General features: G+C 71.1%; 16 protein-coding genes. 4 read left to right on the top strand and 12 right to left on the bottom strand.

The features are described from left to right. Nucleotides 1-66: 66 nt before the first annotated feature. The 3 genes from HQ603_RS11710 to HQ603_RS11700 all read left to right on the top strand — a co-directional run bounded on the left by HQ603_RS11710 (nucleotide 67) and on the right by HQ603_RS11700 (nucleotide 2,918). Entirely contained in the window at nucleotides 67-846 is a 780-nt protein-coding gene (locus HQ603_RS11710) for a trans-aconitate 2-methyltransferase (protein WP_222684708.1), read from the top strand. 5 nt (nucleotides 847-851) lie between these two features. Continuing rightward, a complete protein-coding gene (locus HQ603_RS11705) occupies nucleotides 852-1,499 on the top strand; it encodes a DUF3105 domain-containing protein (RefSeq protein ID WP_222684707.1) in 648 nt (215 codons plus the stop codon). Between the two features lie 75 nt (nucleotides 1,500-1,574). Next, nucleotides 1,575-2,918, top strand: a complete 1,344-nt coding sequence (locus HQ603_RS11700) for an HNH endonuclease (protein WP_308126480.1) — start codon at nucleotides 1,575-1,577, stop codon at nucleotides 2,916-2,918. Between the two features lie 8 nt (nucleotides 2,919-2,926). Here the strand turns inward: HQ603_RS11700 and HQ603_RS11695 are convergent, their stop codons facing one another. The 8 genes from HQ603_RS11695 to HQ603_RS11660 all read right to left on the bottom strand — a co-directional run bounded on the left by HQ603_RS11695 (nucleotide 2,927) and on the right by HQ603_RS11660 (nucleotide 13,590). Further along, nucleotides 2,927-3,328, bottom strand: coding sequence for a flavodoxin family protein (locus tag HQ603_RS11695; protein ID WP_261773745.1), 402 nt, complete (start codon nucleotides 3,326-3,328; stop codon nucleotides 2,927-2,929). Nucleotides 3,329-3,375: 47 nt separating this feature from the next. Continuing rightward, complete coding sequence (locus HQ603_RS11690) at nucleotides 3,376-3,837, bottom strand: hypothetical protein (RefSeq protein ID WP_222684705.1); 462 nt, start codon at nucleotides 3,835-3,837, stop codon at nucleotides 3,376-3,378. After that, the gene (gene dapB / locus HQ603_RS11685; protein WP_222684704.1) at nucleotides 3,834-4,589 is read right to left on the bottom strand and encodes a 4-hydroxy-tetrahydrodipicolinate reductase; all 756 of its coding nucleotides are present in this window, start codon (nucleotides 4,587-4,589) and stop codon (nucleotides 3,834-3,836) included. The genes HQ603_RS11690 and dapB overlap by 4 nt, the downstream gene beginning before the upstream one ends. A gap of 42 nt (nucleotides 4,590-4,631) precedes the next feature. Beyond that, nucleotides 4,632-5,750 carry an alcohol dehydrogenase catalytic domain-containing protein gene (locus HQ603_RS11680; protein ID WP_222684703.1) on the bottom strand — a complete coding sequence of 373 codons (1,119 nt, stop codon included), beginning with the start codon at nucleotides 5,748-5,750 and terminating at the stop codon, nucleotides 4,632-4,634. Nucleotides 5,751-5,780: 30 nt separating this feature from the next. Next, a complete protein-coding gene (locus HQ603_RS11675; RefSeq protein ID WP_222684702.1) occupies nucleotides 5,781-8,465 on the bottom strand; it encodes an MGH1-like glycoside hydrolase domain-containing protein in 2,685 nt (894 codons plus the stop codon). A 33-nt stretch (nucleotides 8,466-8,498) separates the two neighbouring features. Further along, the gene (locus tag HQ603_RS11670) at nucleotides 8,499-11,138 is read right to left on the bottom strand and encodes an alpha/beta fold hydrolase (RefSeq protein ID WP_222684701.1); all 2,640 of its coding nucleotides are present in this window, start codon (nucleotides 11,136-11,138) and stop codon (nucleotides 8,499-8,501) included. A 132-nt stretch (nucleotides 11,139-11,270) separates the two neighbouring features. Further along, entirely contained in the window at nucleotides 11,271-11,960 is a 690-nt protein-coding gene (locus tag HQ603_RS11665; RefSeq protein WP_222684700.1) for an AMP-binding protein, read from the bottom strand. A gap of 64 nt (nucleotides 11,961-12,024) precedes the next feature. Next, a complete protein-coding gene (locus tag HQ603_RS11660; protein WP_222684727.1) occupies nucleotides 12,025-13,590 on the bottom strand; it encodes an aldehyde dehydrogenase family protein in 1,566 nt (521 codons plus the stop codon). A gap of 215 nt (nucleotides 13,591-13,805) precedes the next feature. Here HQ603_RS11660 and HQ603_RS11655 point away from each other — a divergent pair, with 215 nt between their 5' ends. Beyond that, a complete protein-coding gene (locus tag HQ603_RS11655; protein ID WP_222684699.1) occupies nucleotides 13,806-14,885 on the top strand; it encodes a fused (3R)-hydroxyacyl-ACP dehydratase subunits HadA/HadB in 1,080 nt (359 codons plus the stop codon). Nucleotides 14,886-14,897: 12 nt separating this feature from the next. Here HQ603_RS11655 and HQ603_RS11650 read toward each other — a convergent pair whose 3' ends face one another. The 4 genes from HQ603_RS11650 to HQ603_RS11635 all read right to left on the bottom strand — a co-directional run bounded on the left by HQ603_RS11650 (nucleotide 14,898) and on the right by HQ603_RS11635 (nucleotide 20,230). Then, complete coding sequence (locus HQ603_RS11650) at nucleotides 14,898-16,214, bottom strand: M16 family metallopeptidase (protein WP_308126479.1); 1,317 nt, start codon at nucleotides 16,212-16,214, stop codon at nucleotides 14,898-14,900. A gap of 46 nt (nucleotides 16,215-16,260) precedes the next feature. Further along, entirely contained in the window at nucleotides 16,261-18,546 is a 2,286-nt protein-coding gene (locus HQ603_RS11645; protein ID WP_222684698.1) for a polyribonucleotide nucleotidyltransferase, read from the bottom strand. A gap of 326 nt (nucleotides 18,547-18,872) precedes the next feature. Next, entirely contained in the window at nucleotides 18,873-19,142 is a 270-nt protein-coding gene (gene rpsO / locus HQ603_RS11640; RefSeq protein ID WP_068100737.1) for a 30S ribosomal protein S15, read from the bottom strand. Nucleotides 19,143-19,267: 125 nt separating this feature from the next. Next, nucleotides 19,268-20,230, bottom strand: a complete 963-nt coding sequence (locus HQ603_RS11635) for a bifunctional riboflavin kinase/FAD synthetase (RefSeq protein WP_222684697.1) — start codon at nucleotides 20,228-20,230, stop codon at nucleotides 19,268-19,270. Between the last annotated feature and the right edge of the window lie 30 nt (nucleotides 20,231-20,260).

The following is a 20,260-nucleotide window of genomic DNA, read 5'->3' as shown; positions in this document are numbered from 1 at the left end:
GACCCTCCTCGGGCATGTATTGCAGTACGGTCGTACTGTAAGGCTGAGCAGACCACGGAGGCGCCCATGTGGAACCCGTCGCAGTATCTGCGGTACGCCGACCATCGTCATCGACCGTTCGTCGAGCTGATCGCCCGGGTGGACCTCGACGCGCCTCGGCGCATCGTCGACCTCGGATGCGGGCCCGGTAACTCCACCCGGCTGCTCGCCGACCGGTGGCCCGACGCCGCTCTCGACGCCCTCGACTCGTCCGCCGAGATGGTGGCCGCAGCGCGCCGCACCGGGCTCGCGGCCGAGCAGGGCGACGTGCGCGACTGGACGCCCACCGAGGACACCGACCTGGTGGTGTCCAACGCTCTCCTGCAGTGGGTTCCGGAACACCGCGAGCTGCTGGGCGCGTGGGCCCGCGCACTACCCCGCGGCGCCGTGATCGCGGTGCAGATGCCGGGCAATTTCGGGGCACCGTCGCACCGTGCCCTGCGGGAGGTCGCGGAGTCGGCCGGGTGGTCCGATCGACTTCCCGCGGGACTGCTGCGCCACGACGACGCCGTGGACGATCCCGCCGACTACGCCGCGCTTCTCACCGAGCACGGCTGCGCGGTCGACGCGTGGGAGACCACCTACGTCCAGCAGCTCTCGGGACCCGACCCCGTACTGGAGTGGATGCGAGGCACGGCCCTGACCCCGGTGTTCGACGTGCTCGACGACGACGGCCGACGGGAGTTCGAGGCCGAACTGGCGGAGCGGCTGCGCCGGGAGTACCCGGCTCGGGCGGACGGAACGACGTTCTTCCCGTTCCGCCGGGTCTTCTGCGTCGCGACGGTCGGGTCGGGCCTGGCAGGGTGAGCGGCATGACACGCGCCGCACTGCTGCTCGCCGCCGTCCTGATCGCGACGACGGCCTGCAGCACCGAGGTGGCCGGGCGCGCCGTGCCCGACGCGTGGGTGCCCACCGCCGACAATCCCGATCCGTCCCTGGCGTTGCCGGGGATCGAGGTGGTGGAGTACCCACCCGCCTATCACGTGTTGCCGGACTACCGTGTGTCGTACCGCTATTCGCCGCCGATGGGCGGACGGCACGACGGTGCGTGGGCCACCTGCACGGGCGTCGTCTACCCGGTGCCGGTGCGCACCGAGAACATGGTGCATTCGCTCGAGCACGGGGCGGTGTGGATCGCGTACGACCCCGACTCCCTCGACGACGACGCCGTGGCCGACCTGGCTCGGCGCGTCGACGGGGTGCCGTACACGATGATGTCGCCCTACCCCGGGTTGGAGCGACCCATCTCCCTGCAGTCCTGGGGTCACCGGCTCCAGGTGGACGACGCCGACGACGAGCGCATCGATCGGTTCGTCACCGCACTGCGCCTGAACCCCAACACCTTTCCCGAACCCGGCGCCACCTGTGCCACCCTCCCGAGCTCCTTCGACCCGACCGATCCGCCGCCCTTCGTGGCGGAACCGGCCGACCCGGACTCGCCCTTGACCGTGCCGGAGTAGCCCGACCACGCGGCCCGCGTCGTCTGTCGGACCCCTGTGTCATGGTGTCGGTGACACGAGATCGGGGGGATTCACGTGGACGACGGATCATGTGGTGACGGGTTGTCGCCGAACGACATTCGACGGTTCCTGAGCCGCATCGCTGCCATCGCGGTGAGCGGTGCCGAGTCCGAGGGCGGGATCGACGACGCCGCTGCGGCGGTCGAGACCATCACCGCGCTCGAGGAGCTGAAAGCCGCCGCCGCGGGGGCGCAAGCGGTCCTCACCACTCAGGTGGCCGACACCATCCGACGCGGGCGGCGCGACGCTGGGCGACCCGCCGCCCGGTGGAACACCGGCATCGCCACCCAGATCGGACTCGCCCGGAAGGACTCACCACACCGCGGCACCACCCACCTCGGCCTCGCCCGCGCCCTCACCGCCGACATGCCCCACACGTTGGGACAACTGCGCCGCGGGGACCTCTCCGAATGGCGAGCGACGATCCTGGTCCGCGAAACCGCCTGCCTGACCGCCGACGACCGCCGGATCGTCGACGAACGGCTCTGCGCCGACCCCACCGTCCTCACCGGCAAGGGCGACAGCACCGTCGCGGCGATGGCCGCACGCCTGGCCGCCGAACTCGACGCCGCCGCCGTCGCCCGCCGCAAAGCCCGCGGCGTTCAGCACCGCCGCGTGAGTGTCCGCCCCGCGCCGGACTTCATGGGCCACCTCGGCGCCCTGCTGCCGATGGACCGCGCCGTCTGCGTCTGGGCCACCCTGCGGCGGGACGCCGACACCCTCATCGCCACCGGCGACGCCGACGGCCGCACCCGCGACCAGGTCATGGCGGACCTGCTCGTCGAGCGGACCATCGGACTCGCCCACCCCCTGAGCCCGCCGGTGGCGGTGCAGGTCGTGATCTCCGACCAGAGTCTTTTCGGCGGCAGCGACATCCCCGCCGAGGTCCCCGGGCACGGGCCGATCCCCGCCGCGGCAGCACGGGAGTGGATTCACGACGCCGTGGACTCCGACACCGCGGTGACGCTGCGGAAGCTCTACGCCCGCCCCACCGACGGGCAGCTCACCGCCGTGGAGTCCGTCGCCCGGTGCTTCCCCACCGGCTTGGCCCGGTTGATCGACCTGCGGGACCGCACCTGCCGCACCCCGTGGTGCGACGCCCCGATCCGGCATCACGACCACATCACCCCGCACGAGGACGGCGGACCCACCACCGCCGACAACGGCCTCGGACTGTGCGCGGCGTGCAACCTCGCCAAGCAGGGCGACGGCTGGGCCACCACCAGAACCGACGACACCGACGGCACCGGCGCCCACGCAGACGTCCACACCGTGGAGTTCCGCACCCCCACCGGCCACACCTACCGGTCGAGACCCCCGGCGCAACCGCTCCCCATGCGACACCGGAAGGCGGGGTGACGCGGCGGTCAGTCCATCAGCGAGGCGGCCACGGTCGCGCCCAACTCCCAGCACGCCTCGAGGTCCTGCGCGGTGGGCTTGTTCGAGATCGCGACGTAGTCGGCGGCCTTGGTCCACCCGAGTCCGGTGGTGATGGAGTCGATCGCGCGTTCGGCGCCCTCCACTCCCTCGTTGCCGTGGAGGTAGAGCCCGAACGGTCGGCCTCGGGTGGAGTCGAGAATCTGGTAGTAGGACCCGTCGAAGGCGTGCTTCAGAGCGCCGGAGATCGAACCGAGGTTCGCGGGGCTCCCCAGCACGTAGCCGTCCGCCGCGAGGAAGTCGCTGGCGGAGACCGACAGCGCGGCGCGGCGGACCACCTCGACCCCCTGGATCTCGGGATCGGTGGCGCCGCGCAGCACGGCCTCGAACATGGCCTGGCAGTGCGGTGACGGCGTGTGGTGCACCACCAGGAGGGTGCTCACGCGCCCTCGGCTCGCTCGAGTTCCACGGCGCGCCGCATGATGTCGCGGGCTCGCGACCGGTCGCCGGCGTAGTCGTACGCCCGCGCGAGGCGGTAGTTGGTGATCCAGTCGTCCGGCGCCGCTTCGTATTCCGCCTTGACGCGCGCGAACAACTCGTCGGCGGCATCGCGCTGGATCCGCCCGGAGGGCATGCGCGGCAGATCGTCGACGTCGAGTTCGCGGCCCTCGTCGCGCGCGCGCTGCGCCAGGTGCTGGTGCCGGAAACCGGCGACCAGCGTGGCGCCGACGATCCACAACCCGATCAGGGGCAACAGCAGAACCCCGATACCGAGCCCGATCCCCACCGGAGTGCCGAGCCGGATCAGTTCGAAGCCCCGCCCGCCGAGAAGAACGAAGTAGACGCCGAGGACGACGACGAGCACCGCGATGACGGTGACGACGCGGGTGTTCCGGCTCATCGCAGGTCCATGAGCGGCTCGATGCCCAACGTCAGACCGGGGCGCGACGCGATGCTCCGCACGCCGAGCAGCACGCCCGGGGTGAACGAGGTGCGGTCGAGCGAATCGTGGCGGATCGTGAGGGTCTCACCTTGCGTTCCCAGCAACACCTCCTGGTGCGCCACCAGTCCGGCGAGACGCACGGAGTGCACGCGAACGCCGTCGACGTCCGCACCGCGCGCTCCGTCGAACTCGGTGCTGGTGGCGTCCGGGCTCGGCCCCACGCCGGCGGCGGCGCGCGCCTCGGCGATCAGGGCAGCGGTGCGGTACGCCGTTCCCGACGGGGCGTCGGCCTTGTTCGGGTGATGCAGTTCGACCACCTCGACGGAGTCGAAGAAGCGCGCGGCCTGCTGCGCGAAGGCCATGCACAGGACGGCGCCGATGGCGAAGTTCGGCGCGATCAGCGCGCCGGTGCCGGGGGACGCCTCGAGCCAGCCCCGCACGCGATCGAGGCGCTCCTCGTCGAACCCGGTGGTGCCGACGACGGCGTGGATGCCCGCACCGATGAGGTACTCGAGGTTGTCCATGACCACGTCGGGATGGGTGAAGTCGACGACCACCGACGCGCCCTGTTCGGCGAACGTCTCGATGCGGTCGCCCTTGTCGACCCGGGCGACCAGGGTGGTGTCCGGGGCCGCGTCGACGGCCTCGCACACCGCGGCCCCCACCTTTCCGGCTGCTCCCAGAACTCCGACGGCGATGGTGTCAGCCACGTGGTATCGATCCCTTGTGTTGGTGAACGGTCGTCGGCCAGCCTAGTGGCCGTCGACCGCCGGGAATTCGATGACCTGACGGATCGCGCGTCCCTCGGCCAGCTGGTCCATCCCCTCGTTGATCTCGTCGAGGGTGATGCGCGACGAGACGAGCTTCTCCACCGGCAGACGCCCCTCACGCCACATCCGTTCGTACAGCGGGATGTCGCGTTCCGGCACCGCCGAGCCGAGGTAGCTGCCGACGATGGTGCGCGCCTCGGCCACCATGGTCAGCGGGGAGAGCGACGACCGCGCGTCGGGTGACGGCAGCCCCACGGTCACGGTGGTGCCACCGGGAGCCGTCGCGGCGAACGCCGTCTCGAACGCCCGAGCGTTGCCCGCGGCCTCGATGACGATGTCGGCGCGGATCCCGGCCTCCGCCAAGCGATCCGGGGTGTAGACGGCCGTCGCGCCGAGCTCCGTGGCGATGTCGAGCTTGTCCTCCATCGCGTCCACCCCGATGACCTCGCCGTGGCCGAGCGACGCGGCCGTCAGCACGGCGGCCATCCCGACCCCGCCCAGTCCGACCACCATGATCGACTTCCCCGGCGCCGGGTCGGCCGCGTTCAGGACGGCGCCGCCGCCGGTGAGGACGGCGCAGCCGAGCACCGCGGCGACGGCGGGTGGGACGTCGTCACCCACCGGCACCACCGACCGACGGTCCACGACGGCGTGCGTCGCGAATCCCGACACTCCGAGATGGTGGGCGACGGTCTCGCCGTCGCGGCGCAGCCGGACGTCGCCCCCGAGCAGCGTCCCGGCGTTGTTCGCGGCGCTGCCGGGGATGCACGGGGTGCGTCCCTCGGACCGACAGCCGGCGCAGTCACCGCACCGCGGCAGGAAGGTCATCACCACGCGGGTACCGACGGGCAGGTCGACGCCGTCGCCGACCTCCTCGACGATGCCCGCGGCCTCGTGCCCGAGCAGCATCGGCACCGGGCGCACCCGGTTGCCGTCGACCACGGAGAGGTCGGAGTGGCACAGCCCCGCCGCCTCGATGCGGACCAGGATCTCGCCCGCACCGGGCGGGTCGAGCTCGAGGGTCGACACGGTCAGCGGGCGGGAGTCGGCGAACGGTCGACTCCGGCCGATCTGCTCGAGGACGGCACCGTGGATCTGCATGGGGCCACCGTAATACGCGTCGCGGACAGGTCAGCCGGAACCGGTGGGCGGGGTGGGAACGCGGGGGTTCAGCAGGTGGGCCACCAGCGCCGTCCACCCGGTCTGATGACTGGCGCCCAGTCCCTCACCGGTGTCGCCGTCGAAGAACTCGTTGAAGGTCGGGTGGCTCGCCCACAGCGGATCGATCGAGGCCTCGATGCGCTCGCCGTCCGCAGGACGACGCCCGTCGACGGGTCGGAACAGATCGGCCAGCCCCGTCTCGATGACCGTGGCCGCCTCGGCCAGCGTGTGCGCCCGCCCGGAGCCGGTGGGAATCTCGACGGTGAAGCTGTCGCCGAAGTAGCGGCCGTAGGCGCGCAGCTTGTCCGCGAGCAGAACGTTGACCGGGAACCACACGGGCCCACGCCAATTGGAGTTGCCGCCGAACATCTCGGTGCGCGACTCCCCCGGTTCGTATTCGATGGACAACGCCCGCCCGTCCACGTCCATCGACAACCCGTCGCGATACGACGCCGAGAGCGACCGGATGCCGTGCGGGGACAGGAACTCCGCGGGGTCGAACATCCGCTCGAGCATGCGACGCAGCCGCACCGGGTCCACGAGGGCGAGCAGCATCCGCCACGTTCCGGACTCGTCCCGCCGACTCATCATCGCGCTGGTCAGCCCGGGCCGCCGGTGCTGCAGCCACCGCAGACGCGCCGCGAGGTCGGGGCACTCGCGTCCGACCCAGTCGGGCACCTCGGTCGCGCCGAGGATCGGCAGCAGCCCCACCATCGACCGCACCCGCAGCGGGACGGGCTCGCCGTTGGGCGGCGCCAGCACGTCGTAGAAGAACCCGTCCTCCTCGTGCCACAACGACAGTCGCGCGGACCCGAACGTCCGCACCGCGTCCGCGATGGACAGGAAGTGGGCGAAGAACTTGGTGGCGGCGTCGTCCCACGCGGAGTCGTACCGTGCGAGTTCGACGGCGATCTTGAACATCTGCTGGCAGTAGAACGCCATCCAGCTGGTGGCGTCGGACTGTTCGAGCCGGAACCCGGGCGGCAGCGGTTCGGACCGGTTGAACAGCCCGATGTTGTCCATCCCGAGGAAGCCGCCCTCGAAGATGTTGGAGCCGTCGGCGTCCTTCCGGTTGACCCACCACGAGAAGTTCAGCAACAGCTTGGTGAAGACCCGCACCAGGAACTCCCGGTCGCGGTGGCCGTCGATCCGGTAGACCTGCCACACCGCCCACGCGTGCACGGGCGGGTTGACGTCGCCGAATGCCCATTCGTAGGCCGGGAGCTGCCCGTTGGGGTGCATCGCCCATTCGCGGCACATCAGCACCAGCTGCTCCTTGGCGAAGTCCGGGTCGACGTGCGCCAGCGGAATGGTGTGGAACGCCAGATCCCACGCCGCGAACCACGGGTACTCCCACTCGTCGGGCATCGAGACGACGTCCGCGAGCGAGAAATGCGACCACGCCGCGTTCCGCGCGGTCGCCGACCGACGCGACTCCGGCGCCGGCGATCCCACCGGATCGCCCTCCGCCCAGTCGGCCACGTCGTAGCGGTAGAGCTGCTTGCACCAGAGCAGCCCGGCGTAGGCACGGCGCGCGACGTGGCGGTCCGCGTCCGAGAGCGACGGCCCGATCACGTGGTCGTAGAACCGATCCGCCTCCGCACGGCGATCGGTGCGCACCACCTCGAACGACGGGCCGAACGTGGCGGCGTCGGGCATGGACGTCGTCAGGCGCAGGGACACCCGACGCGTCTCCCCCGGCGCGACGTCCTCCATCGGGTAGTGGAACGCGCACTTCGTGCCCACCCCGTCCGGATTGACCGCGTCGTCCTCACCGCGCACGATCGCCCGGTCGATGCCGTCTTTCGTCCACCGCGAGCGGTTGCTCTCGGCCCCGAACAGCCCCACCGCGTCGGTCTCGTTGTCGCAGAACAACACTCGCGGTGACCCCTCCGCCGCGAGGTAGTACCGGCCGAGGAACTCGTGGTCCACGCGCACCGCGGACAGCGCCCCCGGCAGGACGTCGTCGGTGGCGTCGACGATGGACGCGGTGCGCTCGTCGCGGCCCCACGCCCAGGTGTTGCGCAGCCACAACTGCGGCACCACGTCGACCGACGCGGCCTCCGGGCCGTGGTTGGTCACCGCGATCACGATGCACACGTCGTCGGGCGAGGCCTTGGCGTACTCCACCGTGACGTCGAAGAAGCGGTTGTCGTCGAGGACCCCGGTGTCGGCCAACTCGTACTCGCGCTCCATGCGCGATCGGCCGGCGTTGACGCTGCGCAGCTGCTCGTACGGGTACTCGGCCTGCGGATACCGGTAGAGCCACGACATCCAGCTGTGCGTGGGCGTGCCGTCGATCGCCCACCAGTACTCCTTGGCGTCCTCCCCGTGGTTGCCCTCACCGTTGGTCAGACCGAACAGCCGCTCCTTGAGAATCGGGTCACGCCGATTCCACAGCGCCACGGCGAAATTGAGAAACCCGAAGCGATCGCAGATACCCCCGAGCCCGTCTTCGCCCCACCGATAGGCCCGCGACCGAGCGTGATCGAACGGAAACGAGTTCCACGCGTCGCCGTCCGCCGAGTAGTCCTCGCGCACGGTCCCCCACTGGCGCCCGGCGAGATACGGGCCCCAGGTGCGCCACGCACCGCGGTCCCCCGGCGACTCCGCGAGGCGCGCGTGCTCGGCGGTGGGATGCGTCTCGGGCGTCACGCGACACAGTGTGCCCGCCGACCCCGCCGATTGTCAGCGCGCCGGGACCGTGACGTCGGTAACCGGGGCGCCGGCGAGCGCACGCTCGATCTCGTTCGCCACCGACTCCACGTGCGGGTCGCGCAGCAGGTCGGTGTGCGATCCGGGGACGTCGGCCACGCGGATGCGCCCGGTCACCACTCGGCTCCACACCCGCGCGTCCTGCTCGTTCCCGGCGGTGCGCAGCAGCGTCATCGACCCGGCCCAGGGTCGCGGCGTGTGCCGCGCCAACATGCGCAACCCCTTGTTGTAGAACAGCATCCACTGGGTGATGGGGGCGAACGTGACGTACCCGGCCACCATCATCTGCAGTCGGATCCGCAGGAGCGCCGGTAGCGACAGACGCAGCTTCTCGTACACCGCGTCGGGGTCCACACCGGCGGCGGTCGCGTCGGCGTTCCGGTCGACGGCCTCCGCGGCACCGACCCCGTCGAGCAGCGTGGTGGTCAGTCGACTGTCGATCACGATCACGTCGACCACGTCCTCACCCGCGTCACGGAGCAGGGACGCCATCTCGAGGGCGACGATGCCGCCCATGGAGTGTCCGGCCAGGGCGTACGGGCCGGCGGCACGGACCTCCCGCAGACGGTCGACGTAGCGCTGCGCGGCGGCCCGCACGGTGCGGTCCGGCCGCCCCCGCGACTCGAGTCCGTGCGCCTGCACGCCGTAGACGGGGCGATCGGGATCGAGCCGGCGCACCAGCGGGATCAGGGAGACGGCGGGCGCGCCCGCGCCGGTGACCACGACCAGCGGCACCCCGGAGCCGGTCTCGCGCAGGGGAACCAGGACACCGGTGCCGCGTCGACTGCGCGACCCCGCCCGCGTGGTCTCGTCGATCAGATCCGCGATCGCGCGGATCGTCGGCTCCGCCGCGACGCGCGCCGGGTCGAGCTCGACGTGGAACCGCTCGCGCACCATCGTGGCCATCCGGACGAAGGACAGGGAGTCCGCGCCCGCGGCCACCAGGTCGTCGTCGAGATCGACGCCGACGCCGAGCGACGTGCCGACCAGTTCGGCGGTGGCCACGACCGTGAGCGACGACGACGTCCGGGTGCGTGGCGACGACGACGCCACCGCCGGTGCCGGAAGCGCGGCGCGGTCGACCTTGCCGCGGGAGGTGCGGGGGATGCGATCGAGGGGAACGACGAACCGGGGGTGCATCCACGGCGGCAGCCGATCACCGGCCGCCGTCCGGACCGCGCGCACCACCTGCTCGGCGTCCCGGCCGCTCGCGCACGCGACGTAGGCCACGAGCTCGGTGCGGTCGTCGACCTGCGTCGACACGACGACGACGTCGGCGACACCGTCCACCGTGGACACCGCTGCGGCCACCTCCCCCGGCTCCACCAGGTACCCGCGGATCTTCACCGCGTCGTCGAGGCGACCGAGCAGGTGCAGCTCACCGTCGTCACCCACCCGGCCGCGGTCTCCGGTGCGGAAGAAGGGCACACCCTCGGCGTCGACGCCGAACCGCTCGGAGTCGCGACCGAGGTAGCCGACGGCGGGCCGACCGCCGCGGACGATCACCTCACCCGGGTCCCCGGTGGGCACGGATCGACCGACCTCGTCCACGATGTCGAGCCACCGGCCCGGCACGGCCCGACCGGCGAGGACCCGACCCTCGGGCACCGGATCGGTCGGCGCGAGCCGTGCGTACGCCACCACGCCGCACTCGGTGACGGCGTACCAGTTCAGCATCTCCGCGGCCGGGGCGAGCGCTCGCCGGCACCGGTCCACGTCCACCCCGAGCAGCGGCTCACCGTAGGTCACCACGGTGCGGACGCCGTCCGGACGGGTGGACGCGTCGTCCCCATCGGGGTCGGCCCCGGCGGACAGCGACCGCACCAACGCCACCGAGGCGTGGAGGGTGGTGGCGCCGACCTCACGCAGCCACGCCCCGAGCCGGTCCGGGTCGGACACCCGCGGATCGACCACCGCGACCGTGGCGCCGGCGAGCAGCCCCGCGAGGACCGCTGTGATCCCCGCGCCGAAGGACACGGGGAGAAGGCAACCCACCACGTCGGCCGGGGTCAGCTCCACCGCGGCACGAAGGTCGTCGGCCTTGCTCGCGACCCCGCCGTGGTCGAGGACGACACCCTTGGGATCGCCGGTCGAGCCGGAGGTGAAGCACAACATCGCGGCCTGGCCACGCTCGACGCGCCCGACCACCGGCCCCTCGGTGGCGCCCTCGATCTCGTCGGACCGCACGACGACGGCACCGGCGGACCGCACGACGGCGGCGCGCTTCGCAGGCGGCAGCCGGTCGTCGAGGAGGACCAGCGGATGGCCGGAGGCCAGGACGCCGCACGCCGCGATCAGCGTCTCCACGGTGGACTCCGCCACCGTCGCGATCGGAACGGACTCCGCCCCGCCGACGCCGTGGGCGGCCGTCAGGCCTGCCGCGCCCCGGCGCGCCGCGGCCGTGAGCTCACCGTAGGTGATGGACCGGCCGGGCGTCGTGATCGCGACGGCCGCGGGATCACGACGCGCCACGCGGGCGATACGGGCGAACACGGCGGGGTCCGTCGTCGCGTCGTCGGGCGCAGGAGTCGCAGACATCGGCGCGGAGATCGTCGCCGAGATCCGACGACGCGGCTCGACGTGCGACACGACGCGGACATTGTCGAGACTCATGAGGACCACCGATCATGTTTCGTCTGTTCGACTCGTATGACCGTTTTATCGTACCGAAAGTCGGTTTGTCACAGCCCGAGGTTTCGGAGATCCGGTTTCACGGGGTCGATCGAACCGGAACGCGGTCCGGTGTCAGCGGGGGTCGGGGTGCCCGACCACGGTGGCGCCGGCGGTCAGACCCGCCAGCAGCGCCACCAGTCCGGTGAGCGTCGCGACGGACGCCGGGAGGTCGAACACCGTTCCCGGCCCCAGTCCCGCCCGTCGCGCGAGGTCGCACGCGGCCACGTGCACTTCCTCGTGCGTGTGGATCGCGCCGTGCCCCGCACCGCCGACCACCACCGCGGTACGCCACCAGTCCAGTGCCGTCGGGGCTCCCGCGGACTCGTCGTCGCCGTGCCAGAGCGCCTCGTCCCACCACACGACGGAGCCGTCGACGTCCTCGTCGGGGGCCGCGGTCTGCCCCAGCGCGACCGCGCCGTGCGCGGTCGACACCGCCTCGCGGGCCGCCGGGGGCCACCGCGCGTCGAGGACGAGTGCGACGTGTCCGGCGGACAGCACGGCGAGCAGGTCGGCCACCGCGTCGACCGACGAGTCGGCGATCAGTGCCAGCGGTGCCGCAGGGTGGGCGCCGTGTCGGCGGCGTACGGCCGCGGCGCGGCGACGCACGACCGCGAAGAGTTCCCCGTACGTGACGGCGTCGCCGTCGACCAGGTAGGCGGTCGACCGGACGTGCCGCCGCGACGCGGTGTCGAGGGCGACCGTCGACGCGCCGACCCGTCGATGCGCTGCCGCACGTGCGATGCCGTTGGTGCCGATGGACATGCGAAGCCACTCTCGTCGATCCCGTTCACCGTCCGGAGGACGGTTCTGTGATCGGCGAGTGTACTCACGGTTTGTTTTGCTCGTCGAGACTCTTCTCGAGACCCACCTCGGAGCCCTGCTCGTCGGACCCGCGACCGAACCACCCGGCCGGCGGCGCCGCGGAGTGGGTCCAGACGTGCTTGAGCTGCTGGTATTCGTGCAGACCGGACGGGCCCAGTTCACGGCCGTGACCGGACCGGCCGAAGCCGCCCCACTCGGCCGCGGGGGTGTAGGGCCCGAAGTCGTTCACCCACACCGTTCCGTGTCGCAGACCGCGCGCCATACGCTCCGCGCGCGACGGGTCCGCCGCCGCCACGCCGGCGGCCAGACCGTACCGAGTGTCGTTGGCCAGGCGCAGCGCCTCGGCCTCGTCGACGAACCGCTCCACCGTGAGCACCGGGCCGAAGGTCTCCTCTCGCACCACGGTCATCTCGCGATCGCAGCGGTCGAGGACGGTCGGACGGTAGAACGAGCCGGCGACGAGGCGAGGGTCGGTGGGCGCCTCGCCCCCGCACCGCAGCACCGCACCCTCGGCGATCGCGCCGTCGACGTACCGCTGCACGGCCTCGCGGTGCGCGGTCGACACCAACGGCCCGGCCTCGCTCGACGGCTCGAGGCCCGGACCGAGCACGATCGCCTCCGCGCGGCGCACCACCTCGTCGACCACCCGATCGGCCACCGACTCCTCGACGATCAGCCGCGTCCCCGCGGAGCAGACCTGGCCGGAGTGCAGGAAGACGCCGGTGAGCACGCGGTCGACGGTCGCATCGAGACGGTCGGGGCCCGCGGCGTCGGCGAAGACCACGTGCGGATTCTTACCCCCGAGCTCCAGCGCGACCCGCGTCAGCAGCGGAGCCGTCGCTTGCAGGATCGTCGTACCGGTCGCCGCGCCGCCGGTGAAGGACACCAGGTCGACGTCCGGATCCGCGGTCAGGGCCGCCCCCACCTCCGCGCCGGACCCGTGCACCAGGTTGACGACGCCCGCCGGCGCCCCCGCTTCCTGCAGTGCCCGCGCGAAGAGCACCGTCGACAGGGGCGTGACCTCGCTCGGCTTGAGCACCGTGGTGCAGCCCGCCGCCAGGGCCGGAGCCACTTTCCACGACATCTGGAGCAGCGGGTAGTTCCACGGAGCGATCGCGACGCAGACCCCGGCGGGCTCCCGGACCACCCGCGAGAGCACCGCCGGATCACCGACGTCGACCACGCGATCGCCGGGTCGCTCGGCCAGGTCCGCGTAGTAGCGCAGCACCGCGACGACGTCGGCGACGTCGATCCGAGCCTCGGCGAGCGTCTTGCCGGTGTCGAGCGTCTCCACCTCGGCGATCGTCTCGCGGTCACGCAGCAGGACGTCGGCCGTGCGGCGCAGCACCGCGCACCGCTCGGCCTGCGCGGACACCGCGGACCAGGTCCCGTCGTCGAACGCGCGACGCGCCGCTCGGACCGCCGCCCGCGCGTCGTTCGTCGACGCGTCGTCGAGGACGACGAGGGTCTGCCCGGTGGCCGGGTCGATCACCGGGCGCGATCGGCCGGATTCGCCGGTCCGCCAGAGGCCGTCGATCAGGACCGGTCGGGCGAACTCGGCGTGGTCCAGTCGGCGCGCGGCGGCGGTGTGCAGTGGGGTGCGCTGCAGAGGGTCGATCTCGGGGGTCACCGGCCCACTCTGGCAGCCGACGCCCGCGACGCGGAAATCGGGGAACGTCCCCGTTTCGTCGCCGTTGACAAACCGTGAGTTCTCGCGCTGTGAATCCGGTGAACAACCGTCGAGGTGGTCGAACCGGCGTCGACAGTCTCGGTACGTTCGCGACCATGACCGCCGAGACCCTGGCCGACGCACCGGCTACGCAGGAGAACGACCCCGCGCAGCACGCGATGGACATGGTCGGGTACCACTACCGCGCCGACGACCACTACGAGGTGGGCCGCGAGAAGGTGCGGGAGTACGCCAAGGCCGTGCGCGACTTCCACCCGGTGCACTGGACCGAGGAGGGGGCCGCCGACCGCGGATACCCCGCGCTGATGGCGCCGCCGACGTTCTTCTCGCTGGTCGGCATCCTGGCGCAGCAGAAGCTGCTCGGCCGCATCGCCGCCGGATACGACCTCACCCGCATGCTGCAGACGGACCAGTACGTCGAGTACTACGGCCCGGTGCTCGCGGGCGACCGCCTGACGTGCGACGTGTCCCTCGACTCGTTCCGCAAGGTCGCCGGTCGCGGCTCGATGGTGACCAAGACGGTCCTGACGAACCAGCGCAACGAGCTCGCGCAGGTCACCTACACCACGCTGCTCATCGATCGGCCGACAGACGGCGACCGCGCGATCGAGGACGCCGCGCGCGGCATGGTCATGGCGGGCATGTTCGGCCCCGACCTCGCGTCCGGCGACGAGCCGACCACCAACCCCGACGGCGACGACCTCGAGGCGTCCTACGACCCGCCCGTTCGGGTCCCCTTCCGCGGGTCCCCCACCCGTCGGTTCGAGGACGTGTCCGTCGGCGACGTGCTGCCCCGACGGACGGTGTCCCTCACGCGCGGCGACCTGATCAACTACGCCGGTGTGGTGGGTGACAACAATCCCGTGCACTGGAGCGACTCGTTCGCCGCCATGCTCGGCCTCGAGACCGTGGTCGCGCACGGCATGCTGACGATGGGTCTCGGCACGGGCTTCGTCTCGGAATGGGTGGGCGATCCCGGCGCGCTGAAGGACAGCACCGTGCGCTTCACCAGCCCGGTCCTGGTGCCGCCCGTGGGCCACACCGAGGTGACCATCGACGGCACCGTCAAATCCCTCGACGCCGAGACCCGCACCGCCGTCGTGTCCATCGACGCCCGGTGCGCGGGCAAGCGCATCCTCGGCCACAAGGCCACCGCCACCGTTCACCTGGCCTGACGGCCGGGTGCGCTACCGGCGCACCGCGCCCCGCACCGCGCGGGGCAGCTCCGACACCCGGTCGTAGGGGCCGACGACGGCGGCCGCCATGGGGCGTCGCAGCAGGTCCTCGGCGACTGCACGGACGTCGTCGAGGGTGACGTCGTCGATGCGGCGGAGTGTCTCCTCGACCGAGCGGTGGTTGCCGTAGTTGAGCTCGCTGCGACCGATGCGGTTCATCCGGGACCCCGAATCCTCCAGTCCCAGAACCAGACTCCCCCGCATCGACCCCTTCGCCCGCGCACACTCGGCGTCGGTGATGCCGTGCGCGGCCACGTCGGCGAGCACGTGGCGCACCGTGTCGGCGACCTCGGCGAGGTTCTCGGGCTGGCACCCGGCGTACACCGAGAACGCGCCCGTGTCGGCGAAGGTGTCCACCGACGAGTAGACGGAGTACGCCAGACCGCGCTCCTCGCGGATGCTCTGGAAGAGCCGCGAACTCAGGCCGCCACCGATCGCGGTGTTGAGCACGGACAGGGCCCAGCGGTGGCCCTCGTACCGGCCGTAGGCCTGCATCCCCAGGCAGAGGTGCGCCTGCTCGCTGTCGCGGGTGGTGAGGCTCAGCGTCGGACTCGCGAGGACGGGTCGGCGCGCGTCCCGGCGCGGGGCGGGGTCGGCGGACACGTCGAGTCGGTCGCCGAACGCACGGCGAACACCCGACACGACGTCCTCGTGGTCGACGTTGCCGGCCACGGCGACCACCATGCGGTCCGGGGTGTACCGACGAGTGTGGAACGAGTGGAGTTGTCGACGGGTCATCGATTCGATCGAGTCGCTCGAGCCGATCACGGGACGACCCACCGGATGGTCACCGAACAGGGCGGTGAGGAACGCATCGCCCAGCAGATCCTCCGGGTCGTCGTCGCGCATGGCGATCTCCTCGAGCACCACCTGCCGCTCGACGTCCACGTCCGCCGATCGACACAGTCCCCGCAGCACCACGTCGGCGACGAGGTCCAGTCCGAGGTGCAGGTCCTCGTCGAGCACGTGCGCGTAGAAGCAGGTGTTCTCCTTGGAGGTGAACGCGTTCAGTTCACCGCCGACGCCGTCCATGACCTGTGCGATGTCGAGCGCGGTCCGGGTGGGCGTCGCCTTGAACAACAGGTGCTCGAGGAAGTGGGCGGCGCCGGCGACGGTGCGCCCCTCGTCGCGTGATCCGACCGCGACCCACACCCCGACCGAGGCGGAGCGCACGCCGGGGACGAACTCGGTGACCACCCGGACGCCGCCGGGCAGCACCGTGCGCTGGACGCCGAGCGGCGGTGCGACCGCAGAACGGCGGCGCGGCACGGAGCCCGAGAGCTCCGCCGACCGCGCCGCCGTGTTCGCGTACTTCTTACTCAGCGCCGACCTCGGTGATCGCCGCAGCCTCGGCCGAGTCGGCGGCCGGAGCGGCCGCAGCCGCCTCGTCCTCGACCGGCACCAGGCTGATCTTGCCGCGGTTGTCGATGTCGGCGATCTCCACGCGGAGCTTGGAGCCGACGTTCACGACGTCCTCGACCTTGTTGATGCGCTTGCCGCTGCCCAGCTTGGAGATGTGCACCAGGCCGTCGCGTCCCGGCAGCAGCGAGACGAAGGCGCCGAACGCCGTCGTCTTCACCACGGTGCCGAGGAAACGCTCGCCGACCTTGGGCAGCTGCGGGTTCGCGATCGCGTTGATGCGATCGATCGCCGCCTGTGCGGACGGGCCGTCCGCGGCACCGACGTAGACCGTGCCGTCGTCCTCGATCGAGATGTTGGCGCCGGTCTCCTCGGTGATCGAGTTGATCATCTTGCCCTTGGGCCCGATGACCTCGCCGATCTTGTCGACGGGCACCTTGATGGCCGTCACGCGCGGGGCGTAGGGGCTCATCTCGTCCGGGGCGTCGATGGCCTCGGCCATGACGTCGAGGATGGTGACGCGCGCGTCCTTGGCCTGCGACAGCGCGCCCGCCAGGACCTGCGACGGGATGCCGTCGAGCTTGGTGTCGAGCTGCAGGGCGGTGACGAACTCGCGGGTGCCGGCGACCTTGAAGTCCATGTCGCCGAACGCGTCCTCCGCACCGAGGATGTCGGTGAGAGCGACGTAGCGGGTCTCGCCGTCGACCTCGTCGGAGACCAGGCCCATGGCGATGCCGGCGACCGGAGCCTTCAGCGGCACACCGGCGTTCAGCATGCCCAGCGTCGAGGCACAGACCGAGCCCATGGACGTCGAGCCGTTGGAGCTCAGTGCCTCCGAGACCTGACGGATGGCGTAGGGGAACTCCTCCTGGCTGGGCAGCACGGGGAGCAGCGCACGCTCGGCCAGCGCGCCGTGGCCGATCTCGCGACGCTTCGGCGACCCGACGCGACCGGTCTCACCGGTGGAGTACGGCGGGAAGTTGTAGTGGTGCATGTACCGCTTGCTGGTCTCGGGGCCCAGCGAGTCGATCTGCTGCGCCATCTTGACCATGTCGAGGGTGGTCACGCCCAGGATCTGGGTCTCGCCACGCTCGAACAACGCGGAGCCGTGCGCACGCGGCACCACGGCCACCTCGGCGGACAGCTCACGGATGTCGGTGATGCCGCGGCCGTCGATGCGGAACTGGTCACGCAGGATGCGCTGACGCACCGAGCGCTTGGTCAGCGAGCGGAACGCCGCGCCGATCTCCTTCTCGCGTCCGGCGAAACGATCGCCGACGATGGTGAGAACCTGGTCCTTGACCTCGTCGAGCTTGGCCTCGCGCTCCGCCTTGCCGGCGATGGTGAGAGCCTCGGTCAGCGGGATCTGCGCCGCACCCTCGACCGCCTCGAAGACGTCCGACTGGTACGGGGGGAAGAGCGGGAAGTCACCGGTCGGCTTGGCGGCCGCCTCGGCGAGCTGCTTCTGCGCCTCGCACAAGGACGCGATGAACGGCTTGGCCGCCTCGAGACCCTCGGCGACGATCGCCTCGGTGGGAGCCTGGGCGCCACCGTCGATCAGGGACAGCACGTTCTCCGTGGCCTCGGCCTCGACCATCATGATCGCGACGTCGGCATCCGCGCCGGAACCGGAGACGATGCGACCGGCGACGACCATGTTGAACACGGCCTGCTCGAGCTGCTCGTTGGTGGGGAACGCCACCCACTGCTTGTCGATCAGGGCCACCCGGACGCCGCCGACGGGCCCGGTGAAGGGCAGACCGGCGAGCTGGGTGGAGGCCGACGCCGCGTTGATGGCGACGACGTCGTAGAGGTCCTTGGGATCGAGGCTCATCACGGTGATGACGACCTGGATCTCGTTGCGCAGTCCGTCGACGAACGTCGGACGCAGCGGCCGGTCGATCAGGCGGCAGGTCAGGATCGCGTCGGTGCTGGGGCGTCCCTCACGGCGGAAGAACGAGCCGGGGATGCGACCCGCGGCGTACATGCGCTCCTCGACGTCCACCGTCAGGGGGAAGAAGTCGAAGTGGTCCTTGGGGTGCTTCGACGCGCTGGTCGCCGAGAGCAGCATGGTCTCGTCGTCGAGGTACGCGACGACCGAGCCGGCGGACTGCTTGGCCAGGCGACCGGTCTCGAAGCGGATGGTGCGGGTGCCGAACGACCCGTTGTCGATGACGGCGGTGGTCTCGAAGACGCCCTCGTCGACCTCGGTCGCGGCGTCGGTGGTGGTGGTATCGGTCATGTCTGTCTTCATCGTCCTCTCGTCTTCGCCGTGCCCACCCGGGCGCGCCGGTGAACCCGCTGGTTCACCCGCGGCGTCGTCCGGTCGGCGCATCTGAGGCGGCCCACGATCGAAGCTCGCCGGCGTACGACATCCGACGAACCACTACCGAAGACCGACCCGACCGTCCGACCGGACGGCACACGGCTGCTTCTTCTCGCCCGCGTTCGGGCGACAAGTGGAAACCCTACCGTTTCGGCCACGAACGACCGAACCGCCGAACGGCCGACGAGGATCAGCCCATCGGGGCTGCCTCGCCGGCTCGTTCGCGACGTACGACGGGAAACTTATCGACGCAGGCCCAGACGCTCGATGAGCGAGCGGTAGCGCGCGACGTCGACCTTCTGCACGTACTTCAGCAGGCGACGACGACGTCCCACGAGCAGCAGCAGGCCGCGGCGGGAGTGGTGGTCGTGCTTGTGCTGCTTCAGGTGCTCGGTGAGGTCCGTGATGCGCTTGGTGAGCATGGCCACCTGCGCCTCGGGCGAACCGGTGTCGGTCTCGTGGAGGCCGTACTCGCCGAGAATCTGCTTCTTCTGTTCGGTGGTCAATGCCACTGAGGTCACTCCTGGAATCACTGTCCGCGCGTGGATGGTGCCGAACGACCGAGGTCGATCGGTGTCGCCGCCGCCGCGAACCGCAGCAGACAACAGTCGACCAGGTTACCAGGCCCGCCGGGTCGCTATCCCGCGGCGAGGACCTCACGCGTGCGCACGACGTCCAGGTCCATCTGCGCGATCAGCTCGTCGACGGAGGAGAACGTCTCCATCCCGCGCACCCGTTCGACGAAGTCCACGGCCACGTGCTGGCCGTAGAGGTCGGCGTCCCCGTCGAGCACGAAGGCCTCGACGGTGCGGGTGCGTCCGGAGAACGTCGGATTGGTCCCCACCGAGATCGCGGCGCGGCAGCGTTCTCCCGGGGTCACCGTGCCCGTCACGGGTCCGGCGCCGAGCACGGTGAACCAGCCCGCGTAGACGCCGTCGGCCGGAATCGCCGCGTGCATGGGCGGTTTGACGTTGGCGGTCGGGTAGCCGATGGTGCGCCCGCGACCGTCGCCGTGCACGACGACGCCCTCGACACGGTGCGGTCGACCCAGCGCGGCGGTGGCCGCGGCGACGTCGCCCGCGTCGACGCAGGCACGAATGTAGGTGGAGGAGAACGTGACCGCGTCCTCGGCGAGCAGGCTCAGGCCCTCGACGCCGAACCCGAACTTGCGACTGGCCTCCCGCAGCAGATCGACGGTGCCGAGGGCCTTCTTGCCGAACGTGAAGTTCTCCCCCACCACCACGTCGACCACGTGGAACCGCCCGACGAGGATGTCGTGGATGTAGCTCTCCGGCGTCACCTTCATGAACTCGCGCGTGAAGGGCATGACGCAGAACACGTCGATGCCGAGTTCCTCGGCCAGTTCCGCCCTCCGGGTGAGAGTGGTCAGCTGCGCGGGGTGACTGCCCGGACGCACGACCTCCATCGGGTGGGGATCGAAGGTCATCAGGACCGCCGGGACGCCCCGCTGCGCGGCGAGTTCGACCGCGCGACCGATGAGTTGCGCGTGACCGCGATGCACTCCGTCGAATACGCCGATGGTGAGAACACATCGGCCCCAGTCGGCCGGTACGTCTTCCAGACCACGCCATCTCTCCACGAGGCCCAAGCCTACGGCCCCGCGTGGGGG

The sequence above is a fragment of the Rhodococcoides corynebacterioides genome (assembly GCF_019834675.1).
GTDB classification, from domain to species: Bacteria; Actinomycetota; Actinomycetes; order Mycobacteriales; family Mycobacteriaceae; genus Rhodococcoides; species Rhodococcoides corynebacterioides_A.
Note: the sequence above shows the minus strand (reverse complement) of the source record. Positions and strands in the feature narration are given on the sequence as shown.